25 protein-coding genes are annotated in these 23,807 nt (G+C 71.7%); 18 read left to right on the top strand and 7 right to left on the bottom strand.

The features are described from left to right. The coding region (locus ACL02T_RS27975) for a TetR/AcrR family transcriptional regulator (protein WP_412833774.1) at positions 1-233 on the top strand (233 nt) is incomplete at its 5' end. On the opposite strand, the gene ACL02T_RS27970 is transcribed toward ACL02T_RS27975, so the two are convergent. Together ACL02T_RS27970 and ACL02T_RS27965 are read right to left on the bottom strand one after the other, a co-directional pair. Further along, positions 226-714, bottom strand: coding sequence for a flavin reductase family protein (locus ACL02T_RS27970; RefSeq protein ID WP_412833773.1), 489 nt, complete (start codon positions 712-714; stop codon positions 226-228). The two genes, ACL02T_RS27975 and ACL02T_RS27970, sit on opposite strands and share 8 nt — an antisense overlap. After that, positions 711-1,922 carry a bifunctional 3,4-dihydroxy-2-butanone-4-phosphate synthase/GTP cyclohydrolase II gene (locus ACL02T_RS27965; protein ID WP_412833772.1) on the bottom strand — a complete coding sequence of 404 codons (1,212 nt, stop codon included), beginning with the start codon at positions 1,920-1,922 and terminating at the stop codon, positions 711-713. Before ACL02T_RS27965 ends, ACL02T_RS27970 begins: the two co-directional genes overlap by 4 nt. A 307-nt stretch (positions 1,923-2,229) precedes the next feature. Here ACL02T_RS27965 and ACL02T_RS27960 point away from each other — a divergent pair, with 307 nt between their 5' ends. The 17 genes from ACL02T_RS27960 to ACL02T_RS27880 all read left to right on the top strand — a co-directional run bounded on the left by ACL02T_RS27960 (position 2,230) and on the right by ACL02T_RS27880 (position 19,921). Further along, complete coding sequence (locus tag ACL02T_RS27960) at positions 2,230-2,820, top strand: nuclear transport factor 2 family protein (protein WP_412833771.1); 591 nt, start codon at positions 2,230-2,232, stop codon at positions 2,818-2,820. A gap of 81 nt (positions 2,821-2,901) precedes the next feature. Then, positions 2,902-4,113: an ABC transporter substrate-binding protein gene (locus ACL02T_RS27955; protein ID WP_412833770.1), complete on the top strand. Its 1,212-nt coding sequence runs from the start codon at positions 2,902-2,904 to the stop codon at positions 4,111-4,113. Next, positions 4,110-6,815 (top strand): ABC transporter permease subunit, encoded by a 2,706-nt coding sequence (locus ACL02T_RS27950; protein WP_412833769.1) that lies wholly within the window; start codon positions 4,110-4,112, stop codon positions 6,813-6,815. The genes ACL02T_RS27955 and ACL02T_RS27950 overlap by 4 nt, the downstream gene beginning before the upstream one ends. Then, positions 6,812-7,504 carry an ABC transporter ATP-binding protein gene (locus tag ACL02T_RS27945; RefSeq protein WP_412833768.1) on the top strand — a complete coding sequence of 231 codons (693 nt, stop codon included), beginning with the start codon at positions 6,812-6,814 and terminating at the stop codon, positions 7,502-7,504. Before ACL02T_RS27950 ends, ACL02T_RS27945 begins: the two co-directional genes overlap by 4 nt. A 13-nt stretch (positions 7,505-7,517) precedes the next feature. Further along, positions 7,518-8,852: an LLM class flavin-dependent oxidoreductase gene (locus ACL02T_RS27940; RefSeq protein WP_412833767.1), complete on the top strand. Its 1,335-nt coding sequence runs from the start codon at positions 7,518-7,520 to the stop codon at positions 8,850-8,852. A 63-nt stretch (positions 8,853-8,915) separates the two neighbouring features. Then, positions 8,916-10,148 (top strand): ABC transporter substrate-binding protein, encoded by a 1,233-nt coding sequence (locus ACL02T_RS27935; protein ID WP_412833766.1) that lies wholly within the window; start codon positions 8,916-8,918, stop codon positions 10,146-10,148. A gap of 60 nt (positions 10,149-10,208) precedes the next feature. Next, the gene (locus ACL02T_RS27930; RefSeq protein ID WP_412833765.1) at positions 10,209-11,396 is read left to right on the top strand and encodes an epoxide hydrolase family protein; all 1,188 of its coding nucleotides are present in this window, start codon (positions 10,209-10,211) and stop codon (positions 11,394-11,396) included. Positions 11,397-11,421: 25 nt separating this feature from the next. Next, positions 11,422-12,636, top strand: a complete 1,215-nt coding sequence (locus ACL02T_RS27925) for an acyl-CoA dehydrogenase family protein (RefSeq protein ID WP_412833764.1) — start codon at positions 11,422-11,424, stop codon at positions 12,634-12,636. Next, positions 12,636-13,361, top strand: coding sequence for an SDR family NAD(P)-dependent oxidoreductase (locus ACL02T_RS27920; RefSeq protein ID WP_412833763.1), 726 nt, complete (start codon positions 12,636-12,638; stop codon positions 13,359-13,361). The genes ACL02T_RS27925 and ACL02T_RS27920 overlap by 1 nt, the downstream gene beginning before the upstream one ends. Then, positions 13,358-14,206: an alpha/beta fold hydrolase gene (locus ACL02T_RS27915; RefSeq protein WP_412833762.1), complete on the top strand. Its 849-nt coding sequence runs from the start codon at positions 13,358-13,360 to the stop codon at positions 14,204-14,206. The genes ACL02T_RS27920 and ACL02T_RS27915 overlap by 4 nt, the downstream gene beginning before the upstream one ends. After that, positions 14,203-15,012, top strand: coding sequence for a CoA transferase (locus ACL02T_RS27910; protein ID WP_412833761.1), 810 nt, complete (start codon positions 14,203-14,205; stop codon positions 15,010-15,012). The genes ACL02T_RS27915 and ACL02T_RS27910 overlap by 4 nt, the downstream gene beginning before the upstream one ends. Positions 15,013-15,129: 117 nt before the next feature. After that, entirely contained in the window at positions 15,130-16,305 is a 1,176-nt protein-coding gene (locus tag ACL02T_RS27905) for a thiolase family protein (RefSeq protein WP_412833760.1), read from the top strand. Further along, on the top strand, positions 16,302-17,114 hold the full coding sequence (locus ACL02T_RS27900; protein WP_412833759.1) for an enoyl-CoA hydratase/isomerase family protein: 813 nt from the start codon (positions 16,302-16,304) through the stop codon (positions 17,112-17,114). The genes ACL02T_RS27905 and ACL02T_RS27900 overlap by 4 nt, the downstream gene beginning before the upstream one ends. Next, entirely contained in the window at positions 17,111-18,055 is a 945-nt protein-coding gene (locus ACL02T_RS27895) for a TIGR03619 family F420-dependent LLM class oxidoreductase (protein ID WP_412833758.1), read from the top strand. Before ACL02T_RS27900 ends, ACL02T_RS27895 begins: the two co-directional genes overlap by 4 nt. Continuing rightward, positions 18,052-19,209: an LLM class flavin-dependent oxidoreductase gene (locus tag ACL02T_RS27890; RefSeq protein WP_412833757.1), complete on the top strand. Its 1,158-nt coding sequence runs from the start codon at positions 18,052-18,054 to the stop codon at positions 19,207-19,209. Before ACL02T_RS27895 ends, ACL02T_RS27890 begins: the two co-directional genes overlap by 4 nt. Continuing rightward, on the top strand, positions 19,206-19,574 hold the full coding sequence (locus ACL02T_RS27885) for a hypothetical protein (RefSeq protein ID WP_412833756.1): 369 nt from the start codon (positions 19,206-19,208) through the stop codon (positions 19,572-19,574). Before ACL02T_RS27890 ends, ACL02T_RS27885 begins: the two co-directional genes overlap by 4 nt. Next, on the top strand, positions 19,571-19,921 hold the full coding sequence (locus ACL02T_RS27880) for an enoyl-CoA hydratase/isomerase family protein (RefSeq protein ID WP_412833755.1): 351 nt from the start codon (positions 19,571-19,573) through the stop codon (positions 19,919-19,921). Before ACL02T_RS27885 ends, ACL02T_RS27880 begins: the two co-directional genes overlap by 4 nt. 107 nt (positions 19,922-20,028) lie before the next feature. Here the strand turns inward: ACL02T_RS27880 and ACL02T_RS27875 are convergent, their stop codons facing one another. From ACL02T_RS27875 to ACL02T_RS27855, 5 genes are all read right to left on the bottom strand, one after another. Continuing rightward, the gene (locus ACL02T_RS27875) at positions 20,029-20,595 is read right to left on the bottom strand and encodes a cupin domain-containing protein (RefSeq protein WP_412833754.1); all 567 of its coding nucleotides are present in this window, start codon (positions 20,593-20,595) and stop codon (positions 20,029-20,031) included. A 7-nt stretch (positions 20,596-20,602) separates the two neighbouring features. Beyond that, positions 20,603-21,658 carry a Gfo/Idh/MocA family protein gene (locus ACL02T_RS27870; RefSeq protein ID WP_412833753.1) on the bottom strand — a complete coding sequence of 352 codons (1,056 nt, stop codon included), beginning with the start codon at positions 21,656-21,658 and terminating at the stop codon, positions 20,603-20,605. Between the two features lie 64 nt (positions 21,659-21,722). After that, a complete protein-coding gene (locus ACL02T_RS27865) occupies positions 21,723-22,139 on the bottom strand; it encodes a Zn-ribbon domain-containing OB-fold protein (protein WP_412833752.1) in 417 nt (138 codons plus the stop codon). After that, positions 22,136-23,323 (bottom strand): thiolase family protein, encoded by a 1,188-nt coding sequence (locus tag ACL02T_RS27860; protein ID WP_412833751.1) that lies wholly within the window; start codon positions 23,321-23,323, stop codon positions 22,136-22,138. Before ACL02T_RS27860 ends, ACL02T_RS27865 begins: the two co-directional genes overlap by 4 nt. Next, positions 23,316-23,807 (bottom strand): MaoC family dehydratase, encoded by a 492-nt coding sequence (locus ACL02T_RS27855; RefSeq protein ID WP_412833750.1) that lies wholly within the window; start codon positions 23,805-23,807, stop codon positions 23,316-23,318. The genes ACL02T_RS27860 and ACL02T_RS27855 overlap by 8 nt, the downstream gene beginning before the upstream one ends.

Here is a 23,807-nt window from a genome sequence, read left to right as displayed (position 1 = left end):
TCCGCTTCGGCTACCACGGGACGACGGTGCGGTCGATCGCGGCCAAGGCGGGGTTGTCGGTCCCGGGGCTCTACCACCATTACCCGAGCAAGCAGGAGATCCTCGCGACGCTGCTGCGGATGTCCAATGAGGATGTCATGGCGCGCAGCCGGGCGGAAGATCGAGAAGTGCTGCGGGTGCACCGGATTCGACTGTGCGGACGGCACGCTCCACCAGGCCCCTCCGTCAGGTAGGTGTGGGCAGCGCGTGGAAGCCCCGTCGGAAATAGACGGCGGGGAGGTCGTCCCCGACGTGTGACCGCTCCACCTGACCGATCAGGATCGTGTGGTCGCCGCCGGCGTGCCGAGCGTACGGGGTGCAGCTCAGTGTCACGCAGGCGCGGTCGAGGACCGGCAGGCCGTGCTCGTCGGTGACGAACCCTGCGTCGGCGAACTTGTCTGCGCCGCGGGTGGCGAACCGTACGGCGAGATCGGCGTGCTCGGGATGCACGACGTGTACGACCCAGCGCTCGGCCGCGGCGAAGACGGGATGGCACTCCGCAGTGTCGGCCAGGCAGACGAGGACGAGCGGTGGGTCCATGGAGACCGAGCAGAAGGACGTGGCGGTGAAGCCCCACCAGCGCCCGTTCGCGTCGATCGTGGTCACGATCATGACGCCGCTGGGGAAGGAGGCCATGGCCTGCTTGAACAGTGCGACGTCCTCCTGGGTGCTCACGAGACCTCGCTCTCGCCGAGCCGGTGGTCCATCCGGGTGCGCTTGGTCGCGAGATAGTGCAGGTTGTCCGGATTGGGTGCGATGACGATCGGCTCCCGGTCGACGATCCGTACGCCGTGCCCCGCAAGGCCCCGGTACTTGGCGGGGTTGTTGGTCATCAGCCGGACGCTGTGCACCCCGAGCTCGCGCAGGATCTGTGCGCCGATGCCGTACTCGCGGCTGTCGACCGGCAGACCCTGCGCGAGGTTGGCGTCCACCGTGTCCAGCCCGGCGTCCTGCAGCGTGTAGGCGCGTAGCTTGTGCGACAGCCCGACCCCGCGGCCCTCGTGTCCGCGCAGGTAGACGACGACACCGCGGCCGGCCTCGCCGATCCTGGCCATGGCCGCGTCGAGCTGCTCGCCGCAGTCGCAGCGACGCGACCCGAAGACATCGCCGGTGAGGCACTCGGAGTGCACACGGACGAGGACGGGATCGTCCTGCCCGCCGTGCTGGTCCACCTCCCCCAGCACCAGGGCGACGTGCTCGATGCCGTCGGTGGCGGAGCGGAACGAGATGGCCGTGAACTCACCGTGCTCCGAGGGGACACGTCCGGCGGCCTCGCGCGTCACCAGTGCGCCACGCTCGCGGCGGTAGCTGACGATGTCGGCGACCGAGAGCATCGCGAGGCCGTGCTCGGCCGCGAAGCGGCGCAGCCCGGGGCGACGGGCCATCGTGCCGTCGTCGTTGGTGACCTCGGCGAGGACGCCGACGGGCTCCAGGCCGGCGAGCCGGCAGAGGTCGACGGTGCTCTCGGTGTGGCCGGTGCGTTGCAGGACGCCCCCGGGCCGGGCGATCAGCGGGAAGACGTGCCCGGGCCGGCACAGGTCCGCGGGACGGGTCGCGGGAACCGCGAGGGCCCGCACGGTCAGGGCCCGGTCCGTTGCCGAGACCCCGGTCGACGTGCCGGCCCGCAGGTCGACCGAGACGGTGAAGGCCGTGCCCTTGGGGTCGTCGCCGTCGGCCACCATGAGGGGCAGCCGCAGCTCCTCGGCCCGCTCTTCGGTGATCGCCACGCAGAGCAAGCCGCTCGTGTGCCGGATCATGAAGGCCATCTGCTCCGGAGTGGCCAGCTCGGCGGCCACGACGAGGTCGCCCTCGTTCTCGCGGTCCTCGTCGTCGACGATCAGGACCAGCCGGCCCCGGCGGAGTTCTGCCAGCGCGTGCTCCACCCGAAGCTCGGAACTCCCGAGCGGAGTCGGCGGTGGGGTCGGGCGCTGCTGCCGGAGAGATTTCGACATCATGTCCACACCTCCGTGAACAATTGTTTGTTCGGAAGCTAGCAGTGGGCTGCCCCGGGGGCAATGGGGCCGGGTGCTCCGGCCGCGGGCCGCCGGGACGGGGGAGGCTGCCTTCGCGCGCCGCTCCCTTGACACTCCCGGGTGAGTGGCTCCACGATGAAACAAATACTTGTTCGGACGGTTCGAAGCCGTCCGGGTATGCCGTCGCCGACGGCGCCGACCCGACGAGGTGGTGAGCATGACCCCGGACGAGATCGAGCAGGCGATCCGCGAGTTGCAGGACCGTCAGGCCATCCACGACTGCCTGATGTCCTACTCCCGCGGTATCGACCGGCTCGACCGCGACCTGCTGCTGTCCGTCTACCACCCGGACGCGATCGACGACCACGGCGTGTTCGTGGGAGGGCCCGGGGAGTTCGTGGACTGGGCAGTCGCGATGCACACGAAGACGCACCTCTCGCATCAGCACTGCGTGCTGAACTACACCGTCGATCTCGACGGCGACGTCGCCCATACCGAGACCTACTACATGTTCGTCGGCATGAACCGTGAGGGGAGCCCGCTCGCGGTGAGTGGGGGGCGCTACGTCGACCGCCTCGAGAAGCGCGAGGGTCGTTGGGCCATCGCGACTCGGGTCTGTATCCGGGACTGGGCGCCCCTCGACGAGGTCCCGAAGACGCTCGATGCGGCGGCGATGACCGTCGTGAAGGGACTCGACGATGCCACGATCGCTCGGATGCGATCCGGTGCCCAACCCGCCCGGGACCGCTCCGACGTCTCCTACCGGCGCCCTCTCGAGGTGGATCCGAATCGCCTACCGGGTCGGTAGCGGGGCTGGCTGCCGGCGCTGAACCCACGGGCCGACTGCTCGGTCCTGAATCACCTTCTGTTCGCTCAGTGTGGAGGAACGATGACGCTCACCGGGACCCGGCTGCGCCTGCTGGCGCCGGTCGTGGGTGCCGCGCTGATCCTGACGGCGTGCGCCGGCGGAGGGGGAGCCACCGACAGTGGTGACCCCGCCACCTTGACCATCCGCGCGATCGCGGCCGAGGGCACGGGCCTGACCAACTACCCGGACGTCGACGCCGGGGCGAAGGCCGCGGTGCAGGCGATCAACGCCGCCGGCGGGGTGAACGGCAAGCAGATCGAGTACTCGTTCTGCAACACCAAGGGCGAGGCGAACGGGGCCCTGACCTGCGCGCGGCAGGCCGCGGACGACGGGGTCGACGCGATCGTCGGGCGCGTCGACATCTACACAACCCAGACCACGCCGATCCTGGAGAAGGCCGGCATCCCGGACGTCGGGGCGGTGCCGATCGCGGAGATCGACTCGCAGAGCCCGGTGTCGTTCCCCCTGCACGCGGGCAACTACGGCGCCTACGCCGCGGGCCCGTACGCCTTCCTGGCCGCGGGCAAGAAGAAGATGGCGATCGTCCGGCTGGACTTCGCGGCCACGGCCGCCCAGGCGGACATGATCGAGAAGGTCGCCGCGGCGGCCGGGATGCCGTCCGCCGGACAGATCATCGTCCCGGCCCAGGGCGTGACCGACTACGCCCCGTACGCCCAGCAGATCAAGGACCGCGGCGCGGACTGCGCCATGGTGCTGCTCGGCCCGCAAGGCCTGCAGGCGGTCTACAAGGCGGCGGACGCGCTCGGGGTGGACGCCCAGTTGGCCGCCTCGGTGTTCTCCTTCGGTGAGTCCGAGGCCCAGGCCATCGGCCCGGCCTCGGACGGCATCTGGGTGATCAGCCCGTACGGCGCGCCGTCGCAGAACGCGACCTTCAACGCCGACCTCGACTCCGCGGGGGTGGCCGTGGACGACCTGGCCCTGCGTCGCTCGGCCGGGCTGAACGCGTGGCTCGCCGTGCACGCCGCCGCGGACGTGGCCGGCAGCATCCAAGGCGACATCACCGCCGGGAGCATGATCGCGGCCCTGCGCCAGGCCAAGGCGGTCGACGTCGAGGGTGTCCTGACCTGGGACCCGGCCGACCTCGGCGCAGCCTCCGACGGCGCCTTCCCCCGCTTCCCCCCGACGCCCTTCGAGGTCCTGACCTTCTCGGGCGGCCGCATGGTCCCCGCGGGCGGCGCCCCGAAGCCCGATCCCCTGGAGGCGATCCGATGACGACCGTCCTCCAGTTCGCGTTGCTCGGCCTCGGTATCGGCACGGCGTACACCCTGCTCGCGCAGGGCCTGCTGCTGATCTACCGGGGTTCGGGCGTGGTCAACTTCGCCCACGGTGCGGTCGCGATGCTCGCCGCCTACCTCTACTGGCAGGCCCGCGCGGGCTGGGGTTGGGGCTTCGGGCCCGCCGCACTGCTGGCCGTGGTGATCAGCATCGGCCTCGGTCTCGCGACGTACCACCTTGTCATGCGCCCGCTCGGCCGGGCGTCCGCGCTCGCCAGGGTGATCAGCACCCTGGGCCTGTTCATGCTGCTGCAGGGCGTCGCGCTGCTGATCTGGGGACCGTTCCCGCGGACGCTGGACTCGGACCTGCCGACGACGCTGCTGAACGTCGCGGGCGTCGCGATCGGGCTGGACAAGCTGCTGCTCCTGCTGATCGCGGTGGTCCTGACGGTCGCGCTCTGGGCCGTGTCGCGGTACACCTCCGTGGGGCTGGCCATCCGGGCCAACGCCGAGAACCCCCGCGCGGCCTCGACGCTGGGCTGGTCACCGCACCTGCTGGGCGGCACGACCTGGGGTCTGGGCTGGGGGCTCGCGGCCGTCGCCGGGATCCTCATCGCCCCGCTCGTCGGGGTCACCGTCGACGCGATGCCGCTACTGGTCATCCCGGTGCTCGCCGCGGCGCTGATCGGGCGGCTCCAGTCCTTCTGGCTGACCCTCCTCGGCGCCATGGTGATCGGGATCCTGCAGTCGCTGGTGGCCCGGTATGTCGACTTCGTGCCCGGCGCGATGCAGGCGGTGCCGTTCCTGGTGATCCTCGCCGTGCTGGTGCTGCGCGGGCAGGGGGTGCCGTCCCGCAGCGCCGGGACGCAGAAGCTCCCGACGCTCGGGACCGGGCGGATCCGCTGGCCCTGGGTCGCCGGGCTGGTCGTGGTCGCCGGGTTCCTGCTGGCCGTGGGGCTGGAGGAGGAGCTGGTCATCTCCCTCGGCGTCACGCTCAGCTGGGGGATCGTGCTGCTGTCGGTGGTCGCGCTGCTCGGCTACACCGGCCAGCTGAGCCTCGCGCAGTTCGCGCTGGGCGGGGTCGCGGCGCTCGTCGCGGGCCGGCTCGTCGCCGACCTCGGCCTACCCTTCCCGCTGGCCTCGGTCCTGGCACTGGCGGCGGTCCTGGTCGTCGGGCTGCTCTTCGCGCTGCCCGCCCTGCGCACGCGCGGGATCGACCTCGCGATCGTCACGCTCGGGCTGGGTGCGACGGTGGCCGCGCTGGTCTTCACCAACGGCGCCTTCACCGGCGGCTTCGACGGCACCCCGGTCGGCGCGCAGACGCTGTTCGGGATCGACCTCGACACCGTCTTCTACCCGCGGCGCTGGGCCCTGTTGATCCTGGTCCTGTTCACCGTGTGCGCCGTCGTCGTGGCCAACGTCCGACGTGGCTCCAGCGGCAGACGCATGATCGCGGTGCGCACCAACGAGCGCGCCGCCGCGGCCCTGGGCATCGACGTGCTGCGGGTCAAGCTCTTCGCCTTCGGCTTCGCGGCGGTGATCGCCGGCATCGGCGGCATCCTCGTCGCGTTCCGCAACGCGACGATCCTCTACAGCGAGTTCGATCCGCTCCAGTCCATCCTCGCGGTGGGCTACGGGTTCATCGGCGGCATCGGGTTCGTCGGGGGCGCGCCGCTCGGCGGCACCCTGGTCACCGGCGGTTTCGGCACCTGGCTGATCCACCAGTTCGCGCCGGACGCCTCGCCCGCCTGGCTTTCGACGATCGGCGGCCTGGTCGTGGTGCTCTTCGCGCTGCTGCACCCGGACGGCATGGCGGGAGCGCAGATCCACCAGTTCCAGCACCTCGCCGCCCGGTTCCGGAAGCGGCAGCCCGAGGAGCCGCCGCAGCCGCACACGGAGGTCGAGTCCCACCGGGTGCGCCCCGGGCGGCTCGAGGTCGACGGCGTGGTCGTGCGGTTCGGCGGTGTCACGGCGGTCGCCGGAGCGAGCCTGGCGGTCGAGCCGGGCCGGGTCGTCGGCCTGATCGGCCCGAACGGCGCCGGCAAGACGACGCTGATCGACGCGATCACCGGGTTCGTCACGCCCGCCGAGGGAACCGTCGTGCTCGACAGCGCGGACGTGACGGGGTGGCCGGTCCACCGCCGGACCCGCGCCGGCGTCAGCCGGTCGTTCCAGTCGCTGGAGCTGTTCGAGAGCAGCACCGTTCGGGAGAACCTCGCCGTCGCGGGCGATCCGGCGGGCGGGCTGACCTATCTCACCGACCTCGTCCGGCCGCGGCGCAGTCCGCTGACCCCCGCGGCGCTGGCCGCGGTGCGCGAGCTGGGCCTGGAGTCCGACCTGGACACCACGGTCGCCGCGCTGCCCTACGGCAGGCGCAGGCTCGTCGCCATCGCCCGCGCGATCGCGGGCGAGCCGTCGGTCCTGCTGCTCGACGAGCCCGCTGCCGGCCTGGACTCCGTCGAGACCGCCGAGCTCGGCCGGGCGATCCGCAGGCTGGTCGAGGGCTGGGGGATCGGGGTGCTGGTCGTGGAGCACGACATGTCGTTCGTCATGAGTGTGTGCGACGAGCTGGTGGTGCTGAACTTCGGCCACCAGATCGCGCGGGGCACGCCGGAGGAGATCCGCCGCGACCCGGAGGTCGTCCGGGCCTACCTGGGCGGCGAGCACGCGGCCGTGGGCGCGGGGGAGGAGAGCCGATGAGCGGGTCGGTGCTGGTCGCTCGCGACCTGAGCCTGGGCTACACGGGGCGGCCGGTCGTCGAGGGGCTGGACCTGGAGGTCGGGGCGGGCGAGGTGGTCGTCGTCCTCGGGCCCAACGGGGCGGGCAAGACCACCACGCTGCTGGGCCTCGCGGGCGAGCTCGAGGCGCAGGCGGGGTCGGTCGACCTGCTCGGGGTGCCCGCCCCGCGGGGGCTGCACCGTCGGGCCCGCACCGGGGTCGCGTTCGTGACCGAGGAGCGGTCGGTGTTCATGGAGCTGACCGTCGCGGAGAACCTGCGCGTCGGCCGCTGTGACCCCGCGGCCGTCGTGGCACTGTTCCCCGAGGTCGAGCCTCTGCTCGATCGACGAGCAGGCCTGCTCTCCGGCGGTGAGCAGCAGATGGTCACCCTCGGCCGCGCGCTGGCGCGGTCGCCGCGGTTGCTGCTGGTCGACGAGCTGTCGCTGGGGCTGGCGCCGTTGGTGGTCACTCGGCTGCTGGAGGCGGTGCGGAAGGCGGCCGACGACGGCGTCGCGGTCGTGTTGGTCGAGCAGCACGTGGACCAGGCGATGCGGATCGCGGACCAGGTCCTCGTGCTGGAACGCGGGCGGGTGGTGCTCGGCGGTCCGGCCGCGGAGCTGGCAGGGCGGGTCAAGGAGATCGAGGCGTCGTATCTCGCGGCGTCCAGCTGAACGGGAGAGAGTCATGGCACGACGAGAAGGACCCGCCGTCTGGGCGCTGTTCCTGTGGCCCGGCGGGCACCACCACGGCGCGTGGCGGCTGCCGGACAGCCCGGGCGACGACCTGATGAGCTTCGACAACTACAAGCGGATGGCCCAGGAGGCCGAGGCCGCCAAGCTGGACATCGTCTTCCTCGGTGACCGGCTCGACGCCTGGCCGCTGCCCAACGAGTACCTGGCCAAGACCGCTCGCGGCGCCCGGCTCGAGACGATCACGACGATCGCCGCACTCGCCGCCGTCACCGAGCGGATCGGCCTGGTCGCGACGGCGTCGACGACCTTCTCCGAACCGTTCAACCTGGCCCGGATGATCGGCTCGCTGGATCACATCTCGCACGGCCGCGCGGGGTGGAACGTCGTCACCAGCTACACCGACGACCAGGCGCAGAACTACGGCCTCGACCGCATCCCGCCCCGCCCGGAGCGGTACGCCCGCGCGCAGGAGTTCCTGGACGTGGTCAAGGGCCTGTGGGACACCTTCGAGGACGACGCAGTGATCCGGGACAAGTACGCCGGGCAGTTCTTCCACGCCGAGAAGTTCCACAAGCTCGACCACAAGGGGGAGCACTTCCAGGTCGCGGGGCCGCTGAACATGGAGCGGCCTCCGCAGGGCTACCCGGTGATCTGCCAGGCGGGTGCCTCGGCGGACGGCATCGCCTTCGCCGCGCGCAACGGCGAGGTGCTCTTCTCCGTGAACTCGAGCATCGACCGGGCCCGGGAGTACTACACCAAGATCAAGGACGGGGCCGTCGCCGCGGGCCGCGACCCGGACAGCATCAAGGTGCTCGCCTCGATCAACCCGGTCATCGGGCGGACCGAGGAGGAGGCGAACGAGAAGTACGAGCGCATGCAGGCCCTGCTCGACGACGGCGTCTCCCGCCACTTCGCCGAGATGTACTTCGGCATCGACCTCGCCCAGTACGACATGGACGAGCTCGTCCCCGAGATCGAGCTGCCCGAGGTTGCCCGGGGCATGCCTCGCGCGCACCAGGAGTACATGCTCACCCGGGCCCGGGACCAGGGTCTGACCATGCGGGAGCTGGTCCAGGGCTTCAACGGAACCAACATCTACCCGAAGTCCGCCGAGGCTGCGGCGGACGAGTTCCAGGAGTGGTACGAGACCGGAGCCTGCGACGGGTTCATCCTGCAGATCTCCGACGTGCCCGAGGGCGTGTCCGACTTCTGTGAGCACGTGGTGCCGATCCTGCGCCGGCGCGGCCTCGTCCGGGACGACTACGCGGGCACCACGCTGCGGGAGAACCTCGGGCTCACCTACCCGGCGAACCGGTACGCGAAGTAGTGAGACCCGCCCCGGCATCCGCCGGGGCGGGCCCAGGTCGGGGAAGACCACTGTGGAGGAACGATGAGGTTCTCTGTGCGCTCCCGCGGGGGTGCCGTCGCGGTGCTCGGCGCGACCGTCGCGCTGGTGGCGGCGGGCTGTGCGGGAGGTGGGTCCGAGAACTCCGGAGGTGACGCCTTCAAGGTCGGCGTGATCACCTCCGTCGGCTCCAGCCTGACGAACTATCCGGACGTCGAGGCGGGGGCCCGGGCCGCCGTCGACGCCGTCAACAAGGCCGGCGGCGTGAACGGCAAGCCGGTCGAGTTCTTCTTCTGCAACACCCGAGGCGAGGTCAACCAGGCCGTCGCCTGCGCGCGGCAGGCGGACACCGAGGGCGTCGACGCGATCGTCGGGCGCGTCGACATCTACAACGCCCAGTCGATGCCGGTCATCGAGAAGGCGGAGATCCCGGACATCGGGCTCGTCTCGACCGGCTCCGAGATCGACTACACCAGCCCGTTCGAGTTCCCGCTGCACGGCGGCACGTACGGCGCGTACGCCACGCTGCCCTACGCCGCCAAGGCGGACGGCGCGGCGAGCTACGTGTTCGCCACGATCGACCTGCCCATCGGCATCCGGCAGGCCGAGACGGCGTCGGAGGTGGGCCGCAATATCGGCCTCGACGTGAAGCCGATCATCAAGATCCCCGCACAGGGGGTCACGGACTACGCGCCGTACGCCCAGCAGGTCAAGGACTCCGGCGCGGAGTCCGTCACCGTCGCTCTGGGCCCTGCCGGGTTCCAGGCCTTCGTCAAGGCCGCCGATGCCATCGGACTGCAGGCCCGCATCACCGGCACCGCGTTCACGTTCGGCCAGTCCGAGGCCGCGGGCATCGGGGAGCTGGCGAACCGAATGCTCGTCGCCGCGCCGTTCCCGTCCACAGACGACAAGGCAGTGCCGGGGATCGCGAAGTACCACGAGGAGCTCGACGCCGCCGGCGCCGAGGACTCGCCCGCGACGCGCCGGTACGCGGGGCTGAACGCCTGGCTGTCCGCCCACGCGGCGATGACCGTCGCGGAGTCGATCGACGGGGACGTCACACGCGCGACCATGAAGACCGCCCTGGAGGAGGCCGCGCCGATGGACCTCTACGGCCTCTCGACGTTCGCCCCGGCGAGCCTCGCGGGCCAGCAGGGCGCGTTCGCCCGGTTCCCCAAGGCGGAGTTCCACGTCATGACCTTCACCTCGCCGACGATGGTCGACGCGGGCCAGCCGACCGTGGAGGACCCGTTCGCCACTGTCCGCGGCTCGGCCTAGGCGAGACAAATAGTTGTTTTCAGGGTGGTCGGCGTCACCCATTCGACGAAGGAGTCCTCGATGACACGGTCCGTCACGCGGCCGGAGCCGTTCACCGTCGCAATCCCGGACGCGGAGGTGGACGCGCTGCGCCAGCGGCTGCGCCACACCCGCTGGCCCGGTGACGCGGGGAATCCCACGGGGAGCTACGGCGTCGAGCTGCCCTGGCTGCAGGACCTGGTGCGCTACTGGGCGGAGGACTACGACTGGCGCGCCCAGGAGAAGCAGATCAACGACCTGCCCAACTACAAGGTCGAGATCGACGGCACGCCGATCCACTTCGTGCACGCCAGGGGCAAGGGGCCGAACCCGGTCCCGATCATCCTCTCGCACGGCTGGCCGTGGACCTTCTGGGACTGGCGCAAGGTGATCGGGCCGCTCACCGACCCGGCGGCGCACGGGGGTGACCCGGCGGACTCCTTCGACGTCGTGGTGCCGTCGATGCCGGGATTCGGCTTCTCCACCCCGCTCACCGACACGGGGTTCGGGGCCCGCAAGATCGCCGAGTACTGGCACACCCTGATGCACGACGTGCTCGGCTACGAGCGGTACGCCGTCGGCGGCGGGGACTGGGGCTCCACGACCAGCGGCGAGGTGGCGCACGGGTTCCCCGACCACGTGATCGGGGCCTGGCTGACCCTGCCGAACATCCCCGGGGTGCGGCTGTGGGAGATCACGGCGGACGACTTCGGCCCGGACGAGAAGTGGATGGTCGAGCAGGCCGCGCTGGCCCGCCCGACGATCCAGAGCCACTCGACGGTGCACCGCAACGAGCCGCAGACGCTCGCCTACGCGCTGACCGACTCCCCGGTCGGTCTGGCCGCGTGGATCCTCGGTCGGCGCAGGGACTGGGGGGACTGGAAGGACGACGGCGACTTCTTCGCCCTGTTCGACCGGGACTTCCTCTGCACGACGGCCTCGATCTACTGGTTCACCGGATCCATCGGATCGTCGATGCGGATCTACCACGAGCACTACACGAACGGCGCCCCGCCGCCGCCCCGGCACGACCGGCGGCCCGCGATCGAGGTGCCCACCGCGTTCGCGGTGTTCCCGAAGGAGTTGCTGCTCCTGCCCCGCAGGGTCGCAGCCGACGCCGTGAACCTGCAGCGGTGGACCGTGATGCCCAAGGGAGGGCACTACCCGCCCGCCGAACAGCCCGACCTCGTGGTGACCGAGCTCCGCGAGTTCTTCCGCACTCTCCGCTGACCCGCACCGACCCCGAGAGGACCCCGTGAACAAGCACACCCCGGAGATCACCCCCGACGAGCAGGCGGAGCTCTTCGACCAGGCCGAGCAGCTCGCCAAGACGTGGGACGCCCTCGGCCGCGAGGTCGACGACGAGAACCGCTTCCCGACCGAGACCGTCGAGCCGTACAAGCAGAGCCTGATCACCGCGATGGCCGTGCCGAAGCGCTACGGCGGTCTCGGGGCCGACATCCTGACGGCGTCGAGGGTCGCGCGCATCCTCGCGAACGGCGACCCGTCGATCGCGCTGGCCTACAACATGCACCAGGCGATGGTCGGGATCTTCCGGAACAGCCCCGCGCTGGACGAGTCCGTCCGGGAGTGGATCATGCGGGCGGTCGGGGAGGACCGGAAGATCCTCTGCGGGCCGTTCAGCGAAGCCCGTGCGGGGCTGTCCGGTCTCGCCGACACCGTGGCCGTACCCGAGGGGGACGGCTGGCGGATCACCGGCAAGAAGAACTGGTCCACCCTGGTCCTGGGCTCGGACCTGATTGCGCTCAACGCCACGGTCACCGACGCGGACGGGTCGCTGCCCACGGACTTCAAGGAGCATGCGCAGCGCGAGGCCGTCTTCATCATCCCCACGGACTCGCCGAACCTCACGGTCGACCACACCTGGGACACCATGGGCATGCGCGGCACGGGCAGCCACACACTCGTCCTCGACGGCACCCCGGCCACGCCCGCCATGTACGGCGGGAACTTCCGGCAGGGCCTGATCGGCGAGGCCGAATGGGCGGCGATGGGCTTCGCCGGCGTCTACCTCGGCCTGGCCGACAAGGCCTACCGGGTCGCGAAGGACATCCTCAAGGACAAGCACCTCGGGGCCACCATGGGGGGCCAGGACACCGACGTCAAGCAGGTCGGGTACGTCCAGCACGCGCTCGGCCGGATGTGGTGGCAGATCGAGGTGGCCGACCGCGTCGTCGACGCAACCGGGCGGATCGCGGTCGACGGGGGCTTCGAGGAGTGGGCGGCGGCCGAGCGCAAACCGCGCTGGGACACCGTGAAGGTCGCCACCACGGAAGCGGCCATGAGCGTCACCGACGAGGCGTTCCGGCTGGTCGGTGGCTCGTCGTTCCGACGTGGTCACGTGCTGGAGCGGCTCTACCGGGACGCTCGCGCCGGGTACCTGCACTCGTTCACGACCAACCAGCTCTTCGACTACGTCGGCCGGTACGAGCTGGGTCTGATCGGCTGATGGCCGGCGTGCTCGAGGGGCGCGTCGCGGTCGTCACCGGTGGCGCGCGCGGCCTGGGCCGGGCGATCGTCGAGCGGTTCACCGCGGAGGGCGCCCGGGTCGCGGCCTGGGACCTGTCCGCGGAGGTCGAGGAGGACCGGGTGGACGTCTCGGACCCGGTCGCCGTCGAGAAGGCGGCGGCCGGCGTGCGCGAGCGGCTCGGGCCGGTCGACATCCTGGTCAACAACGCGGGTGTGGCCGAGCCGTGCCCGCCCTGGGAGGTCACCGACGAGAGCTGGTCCCGCATCATGCGGATCAACGTCGACGGGGCGTTCTGGTGTATCCGCGCCTGCCTGCCGGACATGCGGGCGGCGGGCCGGGGGAAGATCGTCAACGTCGCGTCGATCGCCGCGCTGAACGGGCGGCCCTCGACCCATCCCGCCTACGCCGCGTCGAAGGCGGGGCTGCTGGGGCTCACCGCGACGCTGTCCTTCACTCTCGGCGCGGACGGGATCTGCGTCAACGCGATCTGCCCGGGTCTGATCCCCACCGAGATCCACGAGTCCTTCACCGCCGAGCAGCTCGCCGTGTTCACCGCGGACGTCCCGCTCCGGCCGCACGGCAGGGCGGGCGCGCGCGGTGTGCCCGCCGACGTCGCGGGGGCCGCCCTCTACCTCGCCGGGCCCGACTCGGACTACGTGTCCGGGGTGTTCCTCAACGTCAACGGGGGGGCCAGGACAGGATGAGCAGCGACATCGTGCACGGGAAGGCGGACGTCAACGGTACCCGGCTGCACTACGTCACCACAGGCACGGGGGAGCCGCTCCTGCTCCTGCACGGCTTCCCGCAGACCTGGTACGAGTGGCGCGAAGTGATTCCTCGGCTCGCCGAGCGCTACCGGGTGATCGCGCCGGACTACCGCGGGGCGGGGGACAGCGCCCGTCCGGTGGACGGCTACGACAAGGCGACCATGGCCGCCGACGTGGTCGCGCTCGCCGACGTGCTGGCGCCCGGCGAGCGGTTGCGCGTGGTCGGGCACGACATGGGCGCGTTCGTGGCCTACTCGGTCGCGGCCCACCACCGCGACCGGGTCCGGGCGCTCGGCCTGGTCGACGCACCCGTGCCGGGCACCGCGGCGTGGGAGGAGCTGCGCAGCAACCCGCGCGTGTGGCACGTGGCCTTCCACGGGGCGCGGGACGTCGCCGAGATGCTGGTCGCGGGCCGGGAGCGGGCGTACCTCACGCAGTTCTACGAGCTGCGCGCCCACCATCCGCATCTCGTGATGCCCGCGCTGGACGTCTACCTGCGCACCTACGCTGCGCCCGGCGGCATGCGGGCCGCGTTCGAGGCCTATCGGGCCCTCCCGCAGGACGCCGAGGTCAACAAGGGCCTGCTGCGCACCCCGCTCGCGATCCCGGTGCTGCTCGTGGCGGGCGCGAGCAGCAACAGTGCGCCGCTGCTCGAGGCCATGGGCCCCGACCTGGGGCCGGACGTGTCGTTCGCCCTCGTGGAGGAGGCGGGCCACTGGATCCCGGAGGAGCAGCCGGCGGCGTTCCTCGCCGCGCTCGAGCCCTTCCTGGCCCGGACGTGAGGGGCGCTCCCGCGCTGGACGGCCTCAAGGTCGTCGAGTTCGGGCACATCATCGCCGGTCCGCTCGCGGGAGTGCTGAGGGCGGACCTCGGTGCCGAGGTGATCCACGTCGAGGACCCGGGGGAGGGTGACCCGCACCGGTCGGCCGGGCCCGCCATGGACGGGACCCACCTCTGGTGGAAGGTCGCCGCCCGCAACAAGAGGTCGGTCACCCTGAACCTCCGCACCGAGGAGGGCAGGCGGCCGGCGCGTGACGAGCCGGGCTTCGGCAAGGTCGCCGAAGCCATGAGCGGTGTGGTGGACCTGACCGGCTTCCCGGACGGCCCGCCCGTGCACACGGGCTTCTCGCACGGCGACTCGGTGGGCGGGCCTCATGGGTGCGTTCGCCGTCCAGGCCGCGCGCTACCGCAAGGCGCACGACCTCGGGTTCGACGGGGGTCGGATCGACCTCGCCCTCGACGACGCGCTGTACCGCCTGATCGAGTGGCAGGTCGTCGTGCAGGACCAGCTCGGCGGGGACGCCACCCGCGCGGGCAACCGGCTCGCCGTGGCCCGGCCGCGGTCATCAACGTCTACCGGACCGGGGACGACCGCTGGCTCACCGTCACGTCCGGCACGCCGCGCGCGGTGCGCAAGGTCGCTGCGCTGCTGGGTGAACGGGCCGAGGACTACGCGACGCGAGAGCAGCAGCACGAGCGTCGCGACCGGCTCGACGCCCTCCTCGCCGAGTGGGTCGGCGAGCGGACGGTCGAGGAGTGCCTGGGGGCGATGGTGGAGCTCGCTGCGCGACCCGTTCCGAAGGCGTGATCTGAGCGGGACCGCGCTGGGGGCGGACAACGGCCTCGTCTCGGGGCCGTTGCCGACGGAGGAACCGGGGTGTTAGCGTGAAACAACTGTTTGTTTGTGGACGGGACCGAGGTGCACATGCGTGACGTCGTGATCGCCGGCTCGGGGATGACCCCCTTCCGGCGGGCGCCGGGCTGGGGCCTGCGGGCCATGGCGACCGGAGCGGCCGACGAGGCCCTCAAGGATGCGGGCGTGGCGCCCGAGCTGGTCGACCGGGTGTACCTGGGCAACGCCGTCGCCGCCACCGTGACCCAGCAGGACATGATCAAGGGCCAGGTCGCGTTCCGCCACCACGGGCTGGCCGGCGCGCCACTGATCAACGTGGAGAACGCCTGCGCCTCGGGCAGCTCAGCCCTGCACATGGCCGTCGAGGCGGTGTCGGGCGGCTTCGCCGACGTCGTGCTCGCGGTCGGCGTGGAGCAGCTGACCAGCGAGGACAAGGTCCGTTCGTTCAAGGCGCTGCGCGGCTCCACGGACATCTCCGAGATCGGCGAGGCCGGGCCGGACGAGGACTGGACGAAGTCCATCCTGATGGACTTCTACTCCGCCGAGGCCCGGGACTTCCTGGCGCGCAACGGCGCGACGGCGGAGGACTTCGCGCGGGTGGCGGTGAAGAACCGCACGAACGCCTCGCACAACCCGCTCGCCCAGTTCCAGACCCCGCAGACGATCGAGGCGGTGCTCGCCAGCCGCACGATCGTCCCGCCGCTGACGCTGGCGATGTGCTCGCCGCTGACCGACGGCGCGGCGGCGGCCCTGGTGTGCTCCGCGGACTACGCCCGGGCCGACCTGCCGGACGCCGAGACCCTGCTGGTGCGCGCGTGCGCCCTGCGGGGCGGGCGGACTGCGCCGCCGGTCACCGAGGCGAGCACGGCCGCCGTCGAGGTGTCCGGGGTGCCGGTCGCGGAGGTCGACCTGATCGAGCTGCACGACGCTGCCGCCCCCGCCGAGCTCCTGCAGTACGGCGAGATCGGGCTGTGCGAGAAGGGCGAGGAGCACCTGCTCGTCCGCCGGGGCGAGACCGACCTCGGCGGCCGGATGCCGGTCAACACCAGCGGCGGGCTGATCAGCCGCGGGCACGCGCTCGGGGCCACCGGGCTGGCTCAGATCGCCGAGCTCACCACGCAGCTGCGCGGCAGGGCGGGAGCCCGCCAGGTCGAGGGCGCCCGGCTCGGGTTGGCCGTGAACTGCGGCGGCTGGATGGGCGGCGGCTACGCGGTCACCGTCGCGACCGTCCTGGAGCGTCTCTCGTGAAGCGCATCGACCTGGACACGCTGTTCTACGAGTTCCCGGCCGAAGGGGTCGCGCTGCTGACCCTGAACCGGCCGGAACAGGGCAACGGCGTCGTCGTCGAGCTGGCTCAGGACCTGGCCCGGGCCTTCGACGACCTGGAGTCCGACCCGGGCATCCGTGCGGTGGTCCTCACCGGCGCCGGCAAGGTGTTCTGCGCCGGCGCGGACCTGCACGCGATGCAGCACCACCTCACCGAGGTGCTCCCGCGCACCCACGAGCCGTTCAACGCCCGCGCGCTCTACCCCGTCACCCAACGGCTCACGGCCAGCAGGCTACCGGTGGTCGCCGCGATCAACGGCGGCGCCACGGCCGGAGGGCTGGACCTGGCGATGGCGTGCGACATCCGGATCGCCTCCCGGCGGGCCAAGCTCGGCGAGACCTACGTCAAGCTGGGCCTGCCGCCCGGCAACGGCGGCGCCTACTTCCTGCCCAAGCTCGTCGGGTCCGGCATGGCGGCCGAGCTGTTCCTCACCGGGGACGTGATCACCGCCGACCGGGCCGAGGCGATCGGTCTGGTCAACCGGGTCGTCGAGCCCGATGAGCTGATCGACGAGGCCGTGGCGCTGGCCGCGCGAATCGCCCGGAACCCGTGGCGTGCGGTGGAGGCCACCAAGCAGGCGCTCAAGGCGGGCTGGAACCAGGACCTGCAAACCGCGATCACGTCCGGCTACTGGGCCGTGACCGCCCTGCAGTACACCGACGACATCCGCGAGGGAGTCGCCGCCTTCCTGGAGAAGCGTGAGCCCGACTACAACCGGAGGCCGCAATGAAGCTCGGAGTGCGGCTGCCCTACCACTGCGCGGGGGTGACCGGTGAGCAGCTGGCCGCCGTCGCGAAGGCCGCCGACCAGGCCGGGATGCACTCGGGCTGGGTGGCCGACCACGTCGTTTTCCCGGCGGGGGAGGTCCGCAGCACCACCGCGGGCTCCACGCGGGACGGGCGCTACCCCCGTCCGATGGACGAGACCACGCTCGAGGCCTGGACCACCCTGACCTGGGCGGCCGCCGTCACCACCGACCTGGTCCTCGCCGTCGGCGTGTGCGTGTTGCCCCAGCGCAACCCGCTGGTCCTGGCCAAACAGATCGCCACGCTCGACGTGCTGTCCGGCGGACGGGTGTGGTGCGGGGCCGGCATCGGCTGGCTCCGCGAGGAGTTCGACGCGCTCGGGGTGCCGTGGGCGCGCCGCGCCGCGCGGACCGAGGACACGATGGCCCTGATGCGGGCGGCCTGGGCGGGCTCGCCGGTCACCTACGACGGCGACGTGGTGAGCGTCCCCGAGCCCGTCCACTTCGTGCCCCGACCCGCCGCGCCGGTCCCGATCCTGCTGGGCGGGCACTCCGAGCCCGCACTGCGCCGGGCCGCGACGCTCGGCGACGGCTGGATCGGCCACGAGCTCATGTCGCCCCAGGCCCGGGCAACCCGCACCGAGCTGGAGCGGCTGGGCGCCTCGCCGCACTTCCGGTTCGTCGTCTCCCGCTTGATGAACCCGCCCGACCAGCCCGGCGCGGACGACCGCAGGCTGGACACCGAGTCCTCGACGCGGCTGGCGGGCGTGTTCGCCGACTACGCCGACGCGGGCGTCGACGTCCTGCTCTGCGAACCCAGCGTCCGTACCGTCGACGCCCATCTCCGGCTGATCGACCAGGTGCACGCCGCAGGCGAGCGCACCGGTCTGCTGCGCACCCTGTCCACCTCTGGAGGAGCCGCATGACCCCCCTGAAGTTCGGCGTGTTCGTGCCGCCGCAGAACGTCATCGGGCTGAGCCCGACGGTCGCCATCCGCCGGGCGATCGAGCTCGCCGTGCACCTCGACCAGCTCGGGTTCGACGAGATCTGGTTCGGCGAGCACCACTCCGGCGGGGCCGAGATCGTCGCCTCGCCCGAGCTGATGATCGCCGCCGCGGCCGAGCGGACGCAGCGGATCCGGCTCGGCACCGGCGTGATCTCGCTGCCCTACCACCACCCCTTCCAGGTGGCGGACCGGATCGTGCAGCTCTCGCACATGACCCGCGGCCGGGTGATGTTCGGGGCGGGGCCCGGCCAGCTGCCCACCGACGCGAAGATGTTCGGCCTGGAGGCCACCGACCTGCGGCCGCGCATGGAGGAGTCGCTGGACATCATCCTTCGCCTGTTGGCGGGGGAGACGGTGAGCCACAAGGCGGACTGGGTCACGCTGCAGGACGCGGTGCTGCAGCTGCGGCCCTTCCACGGGAGTCTCGACGTCTCCGTGGTCGGCACGGTGTCGCCGTCGGGCCCGAAGCTGGCGGGCCGACACGGGCTCGGCCTGCTGTCCCTCGCCGCGACGGACCCGACCGGCAACGACCAGCTGCCGGTGCACTGGGACATCATGAACGAGGAGGCCGCCCGCACCGGTCACACGATCGACCGGTCGAACTGGCGGCTCATGGGCCCGATGCACGTCGCGGACACCGAGGCCGAGGCCGTGCGCCAGTGCGAGCACGGCCTGCGCTGGCAGTACGAATACCTCTCGCACATCTCGCCGTCGGCCATCGCCGTCCCGGACACCACGGCCGAGCTGGTGGAGACGCTCAACTCCAGCGGGCGCGCGTCGATCGGGACCGCGGACATGGCCGCCGCGCAGATCCAGCGGCTGCTCGGCCGGACCGGAGGCTTCGGCACCTACCTGTTCCAGGGCATCGACTTCGCGAACTGGAGCGACACCCTGCGCAGCTACGAGCTGTTCGCCGAGCGGGTGATCCCACGGTTCGACGGCTCGCTGGAACCCGTCCTGGGGTCCTACGAGCACGTCCTGTCCCAGTCGGACGACAACCGGGCCGCCACCTCGGCCGCCCGGGCGGCGGCCAAGGAGCAGTGGCAGCGCGAGCGCGAGGCGACCCGCCCGTGAGCCGCGGGATCCTGCTGGTCTTCTCCAACCCGGTCGACGGCCGGGAGGAGGAGTACAACGCCTGGTACACCGAGCACCACCTGGACGAGATCCTGGCGATCGACGGGTTCGTCCTCGCCCAGCGCTTCCGGTTGGCCGACGACGCCCGGATGACCCGGGACACGCCGGACGCCCCGTACCGCTACCTGGCGTTCTACGAGGCGGAGGACCGGGAGCGGGCGGACTCGGCGCTGTTCGAGCTGGCGCGGCGCGAACGCGCGGAGGCACTCGCCGCGGGGCGCACCCCCAAGCTCGTCATGTCCCCGGCGATGGACCCGGACCTGCGCACCTGGTGGTACGAGAGCATCTCCGAGCCGCGGTCGTGACGATCGGGTTCGAGCTCTCCGACGGGGTCGCGCTGGTCACGCTGGACCGGCCGGAGAAGCTCAACGCCCTGGACACCGCCGCCCACGCCGAGCTGTCCGCGGTGTGGCAGCGGGTCCGGGACGACCCCGCGGTGCGGGTCGCCGTGCTGACGGGGGTGGGGGAGCGGTCCTTCTGCGTCGGCGCGGACCTGCACGATCCCGGGACGGTGGGCGGCGGCCTGGGCGAGGCGATGCTGACCCAGCGCGGGCAGCTGCTCGACGAGGTCCGGCGCCGAGGTGATCGCGGCGAACGCCCCGCTCGCCGCGCAGGCCACCAAGGAGCTCGCGGTCCGGTCGCGGTCCCTTGACCTCGCCCAGGGCCTGCGCGCCGAGGCGGTCATGCTGGCCCTGCTGCAGACCAGCGAGGACGCGCGGGAGGGGCGGGCGGCCTTCGCCGGGAGGCGCCCGCCCCGGTTCACGGGTGCGTGATCCGGTACTTCCCGAACCGGTCCTCGTCCTGGTGGGCGCCGATGAAGACCAGCAGCATGGTGGCCTGGGTGGTGCCGGTGTTGACCCACGAGTGCTTCTCGCCGCAGTGCACGATCGAGTCGCCCTTTCGCAGCGTCACGCTCGCGCCCTCGTCCAGGTAGAGGGTGAACTCGCCCTCGATCACGTACTCCAGGTCGACGGTCGGGGTGTAGTGCCAGCCGTCCGGCGAGGACACGGCGTCCTCGAGTCCCGGCGCGAGCCGCGCGCTCTCGGCGACCGCGGCCTCGAGGTCGTCCGGCACGGTCATCTCGCCCTGCGGTGGGTAGCTGAACAAGGTGAACCGGTACCCCGCGGGACCCGCGGGGAAGTAGCGGCGGGACTCGTCGTGGCTGCCGTCGTTCGGCACGGTCGGGACTGCGTCCTCGCCGAACAGGTCGATCAGGGTGGCGCCGCCGAGGATCGGCGGGCGGATGCCGGGGACCTGCTCGTCGCTCACGACGATCGACTTCCCGGTCTCGTCGATGCCGGTGATGACCCGTCGGATGCTGTCCATGGTGCTCCTACTCGTGCGCTGCGCTGCGGATGAGGTCGAGGGTGCGGTGGCGGGCGAGGGCGTCGGCGAAGAGGGGGACGCGGTGGCCCCCGTCGGCCAGGTCGTCCGCCAGAGCGGCGTAGGCCTGGGCGACGACGTGGGCGGGGGAGCCGTGCTCGGTGGGCACCCGGGGCGGCGCCGGGACGATCGGTTCCAGGGGGCCGCCGCCGCGCGCGAGGAGGACCTCGACGGCGCCGTACTGCAGGTGGCCGGTGTCCCCGCGGACGACGACCGTGCCGTCCGTGCCGTGGATCTCCCACCGGAACCCGGTGCCGGCATCCGTGCCGCCGCGGTAGTGGAACGTGGCGACCGCACCACCGAACGTCGCGGTGACCGCGACCTGGTCCTCGGCGGTCATCGGGATGCGCTCGCCGGTCTCCTCGAGGACGACCTGCGGACGTCGGGTGGCGAGAACGGCGCCGATCCGGTCGGGCTCGCCGAGGACCGAGCAGACGGCGTCGAGCGTGTGTCCGAAGGGGATGGTCAGCAGGGTGGCGCCGTTCGCGGCGTCGACCAGGTAGCGGCCCTCCCGGTCGACGCTCGCGCCCCAGCGCCCGCCGGTGCCGACCACCGTGGTGCTCAGGATCTCGCCGACCGCGCCGCTCAGCACCAGCTCCCGGACCTGCCCGACCGCGGGCGCCGACCGCGCCTGGAGCCCGACGAAGGCCGGGACCCCCTGCGCCGCAATGGTCATCCGCTCGGCCTCGACCGTCCCGTTGCCCAGCGGCCACTCGCACAGTACGGCCTTACCCTCGGCGAGCGCGGCACCGACGAGCTCCTCGTGGTGCGGCACCTTGACCGTGACGACGACCAGGTCGACGTCCGGGCGGGCGGCGAGCTCCGCGGCGTCCGCGCAGGCCACCGGCACCCCGTGGGCCTCGGCGCCCGCCCGCCCGGACTCCGGGCTGCTCGCGCACGATGCCCGGACCGCGAACCGCTCCGGCTGGGCCCGCAGCGCGGGCAGGTGGGCCCGCGCCGCCCATCCGCGGGCCGCACTCAGCCCGACGATCCCTACTCCGATCACGTTCTCTCCCAGCATGAACGGGCCGCGCACCGCCCGAGGGCGGTGCGCGGCCCCGGGTCCTGCGTCAGGCCAGGCCGAACCAGGGCACCGGCCGAGCCGTCATCTCCTCGGCGTCAGCGGGGCGGAAGACGACCTCACCGTCGAGGGTGTACCGGCCCCAGTCGCCCTCGGCGTCCGGCCAGAGGCGGGCCAGGAACTGGACGTCGCCCTCCAGCTTGACGATCCCGACGGCGTAGGGGAGCTGGTCCTCGAACCCGGTCGGGGAGCCGACGCGGTGCACGGCGAAGCTGTGCAGGACTCCGGTGGTCGGGCCGGGCACGAAGTCCAGCTGGTCCTCGTAGCAGAACGGGCACAGGTGCCGCGGGTACATGATGTTCCGGTTGCACGCCTTGCAGTGCTGGACCATGAGCTCGCCGCGGCGCAGGGCCTCGCGGTAGGGCTCGGTCAGCGCATCCATCCCGGCCTCGTTCGAGCTCGTCACGCCGAAACCCCTTCCAGCAGGAGGACCTGCGAGTCCATGTAGGTTCCGCCCGATCCGCCCAGAACCGCGCGGGTGGCGCCCTCGACCTGGCGTTCGGAGCCTGCGCGACCGAGCAGCTGTCGAACGCCCTCGGTGAGCAGCGCCGTGCCCCCGCCGACGCCGGTGTGCCCGGCGGACAGCAGCCCGCCGTTGGTGTTGACGGGCAGCCGCCCGCCCGGGGAGAACTCGCCGCGTGCGAACATCCGTGCGGCCTCGCCCTTCGGCGCCAGCCCGAGACCCTCCAGACCGCTGGTCAGGACCGCGGCGTAGGAGTCGTAGATCTCGGCGATGTCCGCGTCCTCCGGACCCCAGCCCGCCATCTCGTAGGCCGCGGGCCCCGCGAGCTCCCAGCCGAGCTTCCCGACCTCGCGCTCCTGGCCGATGCTGTAGTGCGACACCACGCCGCCCTCGCCCGCGATCCGCACGACCCGGTCCTTGCCGAGCGCGCGGGCGTTGCTCCGACTGGTGAGCACGAGGGCACAGGCCCCGTCCGCCAGCATCGGGCACTCGAAGGCCCGGATCGGGTCGGTGATCATCTTCGAGCCCAGGACCTGCTCGACGGTGAGCTTCTTGTCCCTGTACATGGCGTTGGGGTTGAGGTTCGCCCAGTCCCGCAGCGCCACACAGACCGACGCCATCTCGGCCGGCGTGGACCCGCTCTCGAACATGTACCGCTGCTGGATGAGCGCGCCGACGGCATTGAAGCTGACCCCGGACTGCTTCTCCCACTCACGGGGGATCCCGTTCGCGGTGAGCATGTCGATCATCTCGGTGACCGGGGCGGAGCCCCACTTCTCGGCCTGCAGCACCAGGACGTTCTTCGCGTGCCCGCTGTCGATCAGGCCGGCCGCGGTCCGGATCGTGTTGTCACTGGTCGACCCACCGGAGTGGACCATGTACTGGCACTTGACCTTCTTGTTCAGCCCCAGCTCCTCGACGATCCGCGAGAAGACCAGGTCGGCCTGGTCGGCGGGTGAGTGCAGGCAGGGGATGAGCAGGATGGTGTCGATGTCGGTCATCGTCAGCCCGGCGTCCTTCACCGCAGCGACGCCGACCCGGACGAGGTCGCCCATGAACGGGCGATTCGGGTAGCGGCCCGACGGCTGCTCGCCGATGCCGATGAACACCGGCTCGGTGTCACTCACCGTTGTCCTCCTGGATATCGCGTCGAGCGAGGAGGACCATGCGAAATCGCATGACCTGCTCGTCCTTCTGGTTGAGCACGAGATAGTCGATGTGCAACTTCCCGTATGGTTTTCTCGGGTCCTGGCTCGGCACAGCGAGCGCAACCGCCGCCCGGACGCGAATGGTGTCCCCGGGCCGAACCGGTGCGAGGGCAGTGAGGCCTTGACACTCCAGGAACGCAACGATCGCGTCGCCGAGGAACCCGGACCGAGCCACCAGGCCGACGGCGAACCCGTAGGTGAGCGGGCCGTGCGCGATCCTTCCGCCGAAAGGTGTCGATCGACAGAACTCCTCGTCGGTGTGCAAGGGATAGTGGTCGCCGGTCAGTCCGGCGAACGTGGTGATGTCGCCGATGTCGACGGTCCGGCCCGCGGTCTCCACGCTGTCGTTCAGCGCGAAGTCGTCGAAGGTGTGCCGCAGCCGGTTGAAGGTCTGCTCGCTCAA

The sequence above is a fragment of the Pseudonocardia oceanicola genome, assembly GCF_047200735.1.
Classification (GTDB): Bacteria; Actinomycetota; Actinomycetes; order Mycobacteriales; family Pseudonocardiaceae; genus Pseudonocardia.
Note: the sequence above shows the minus strand (reverse complement) of the source record. Positions and strands in the feature narration are given on the sequence as shown.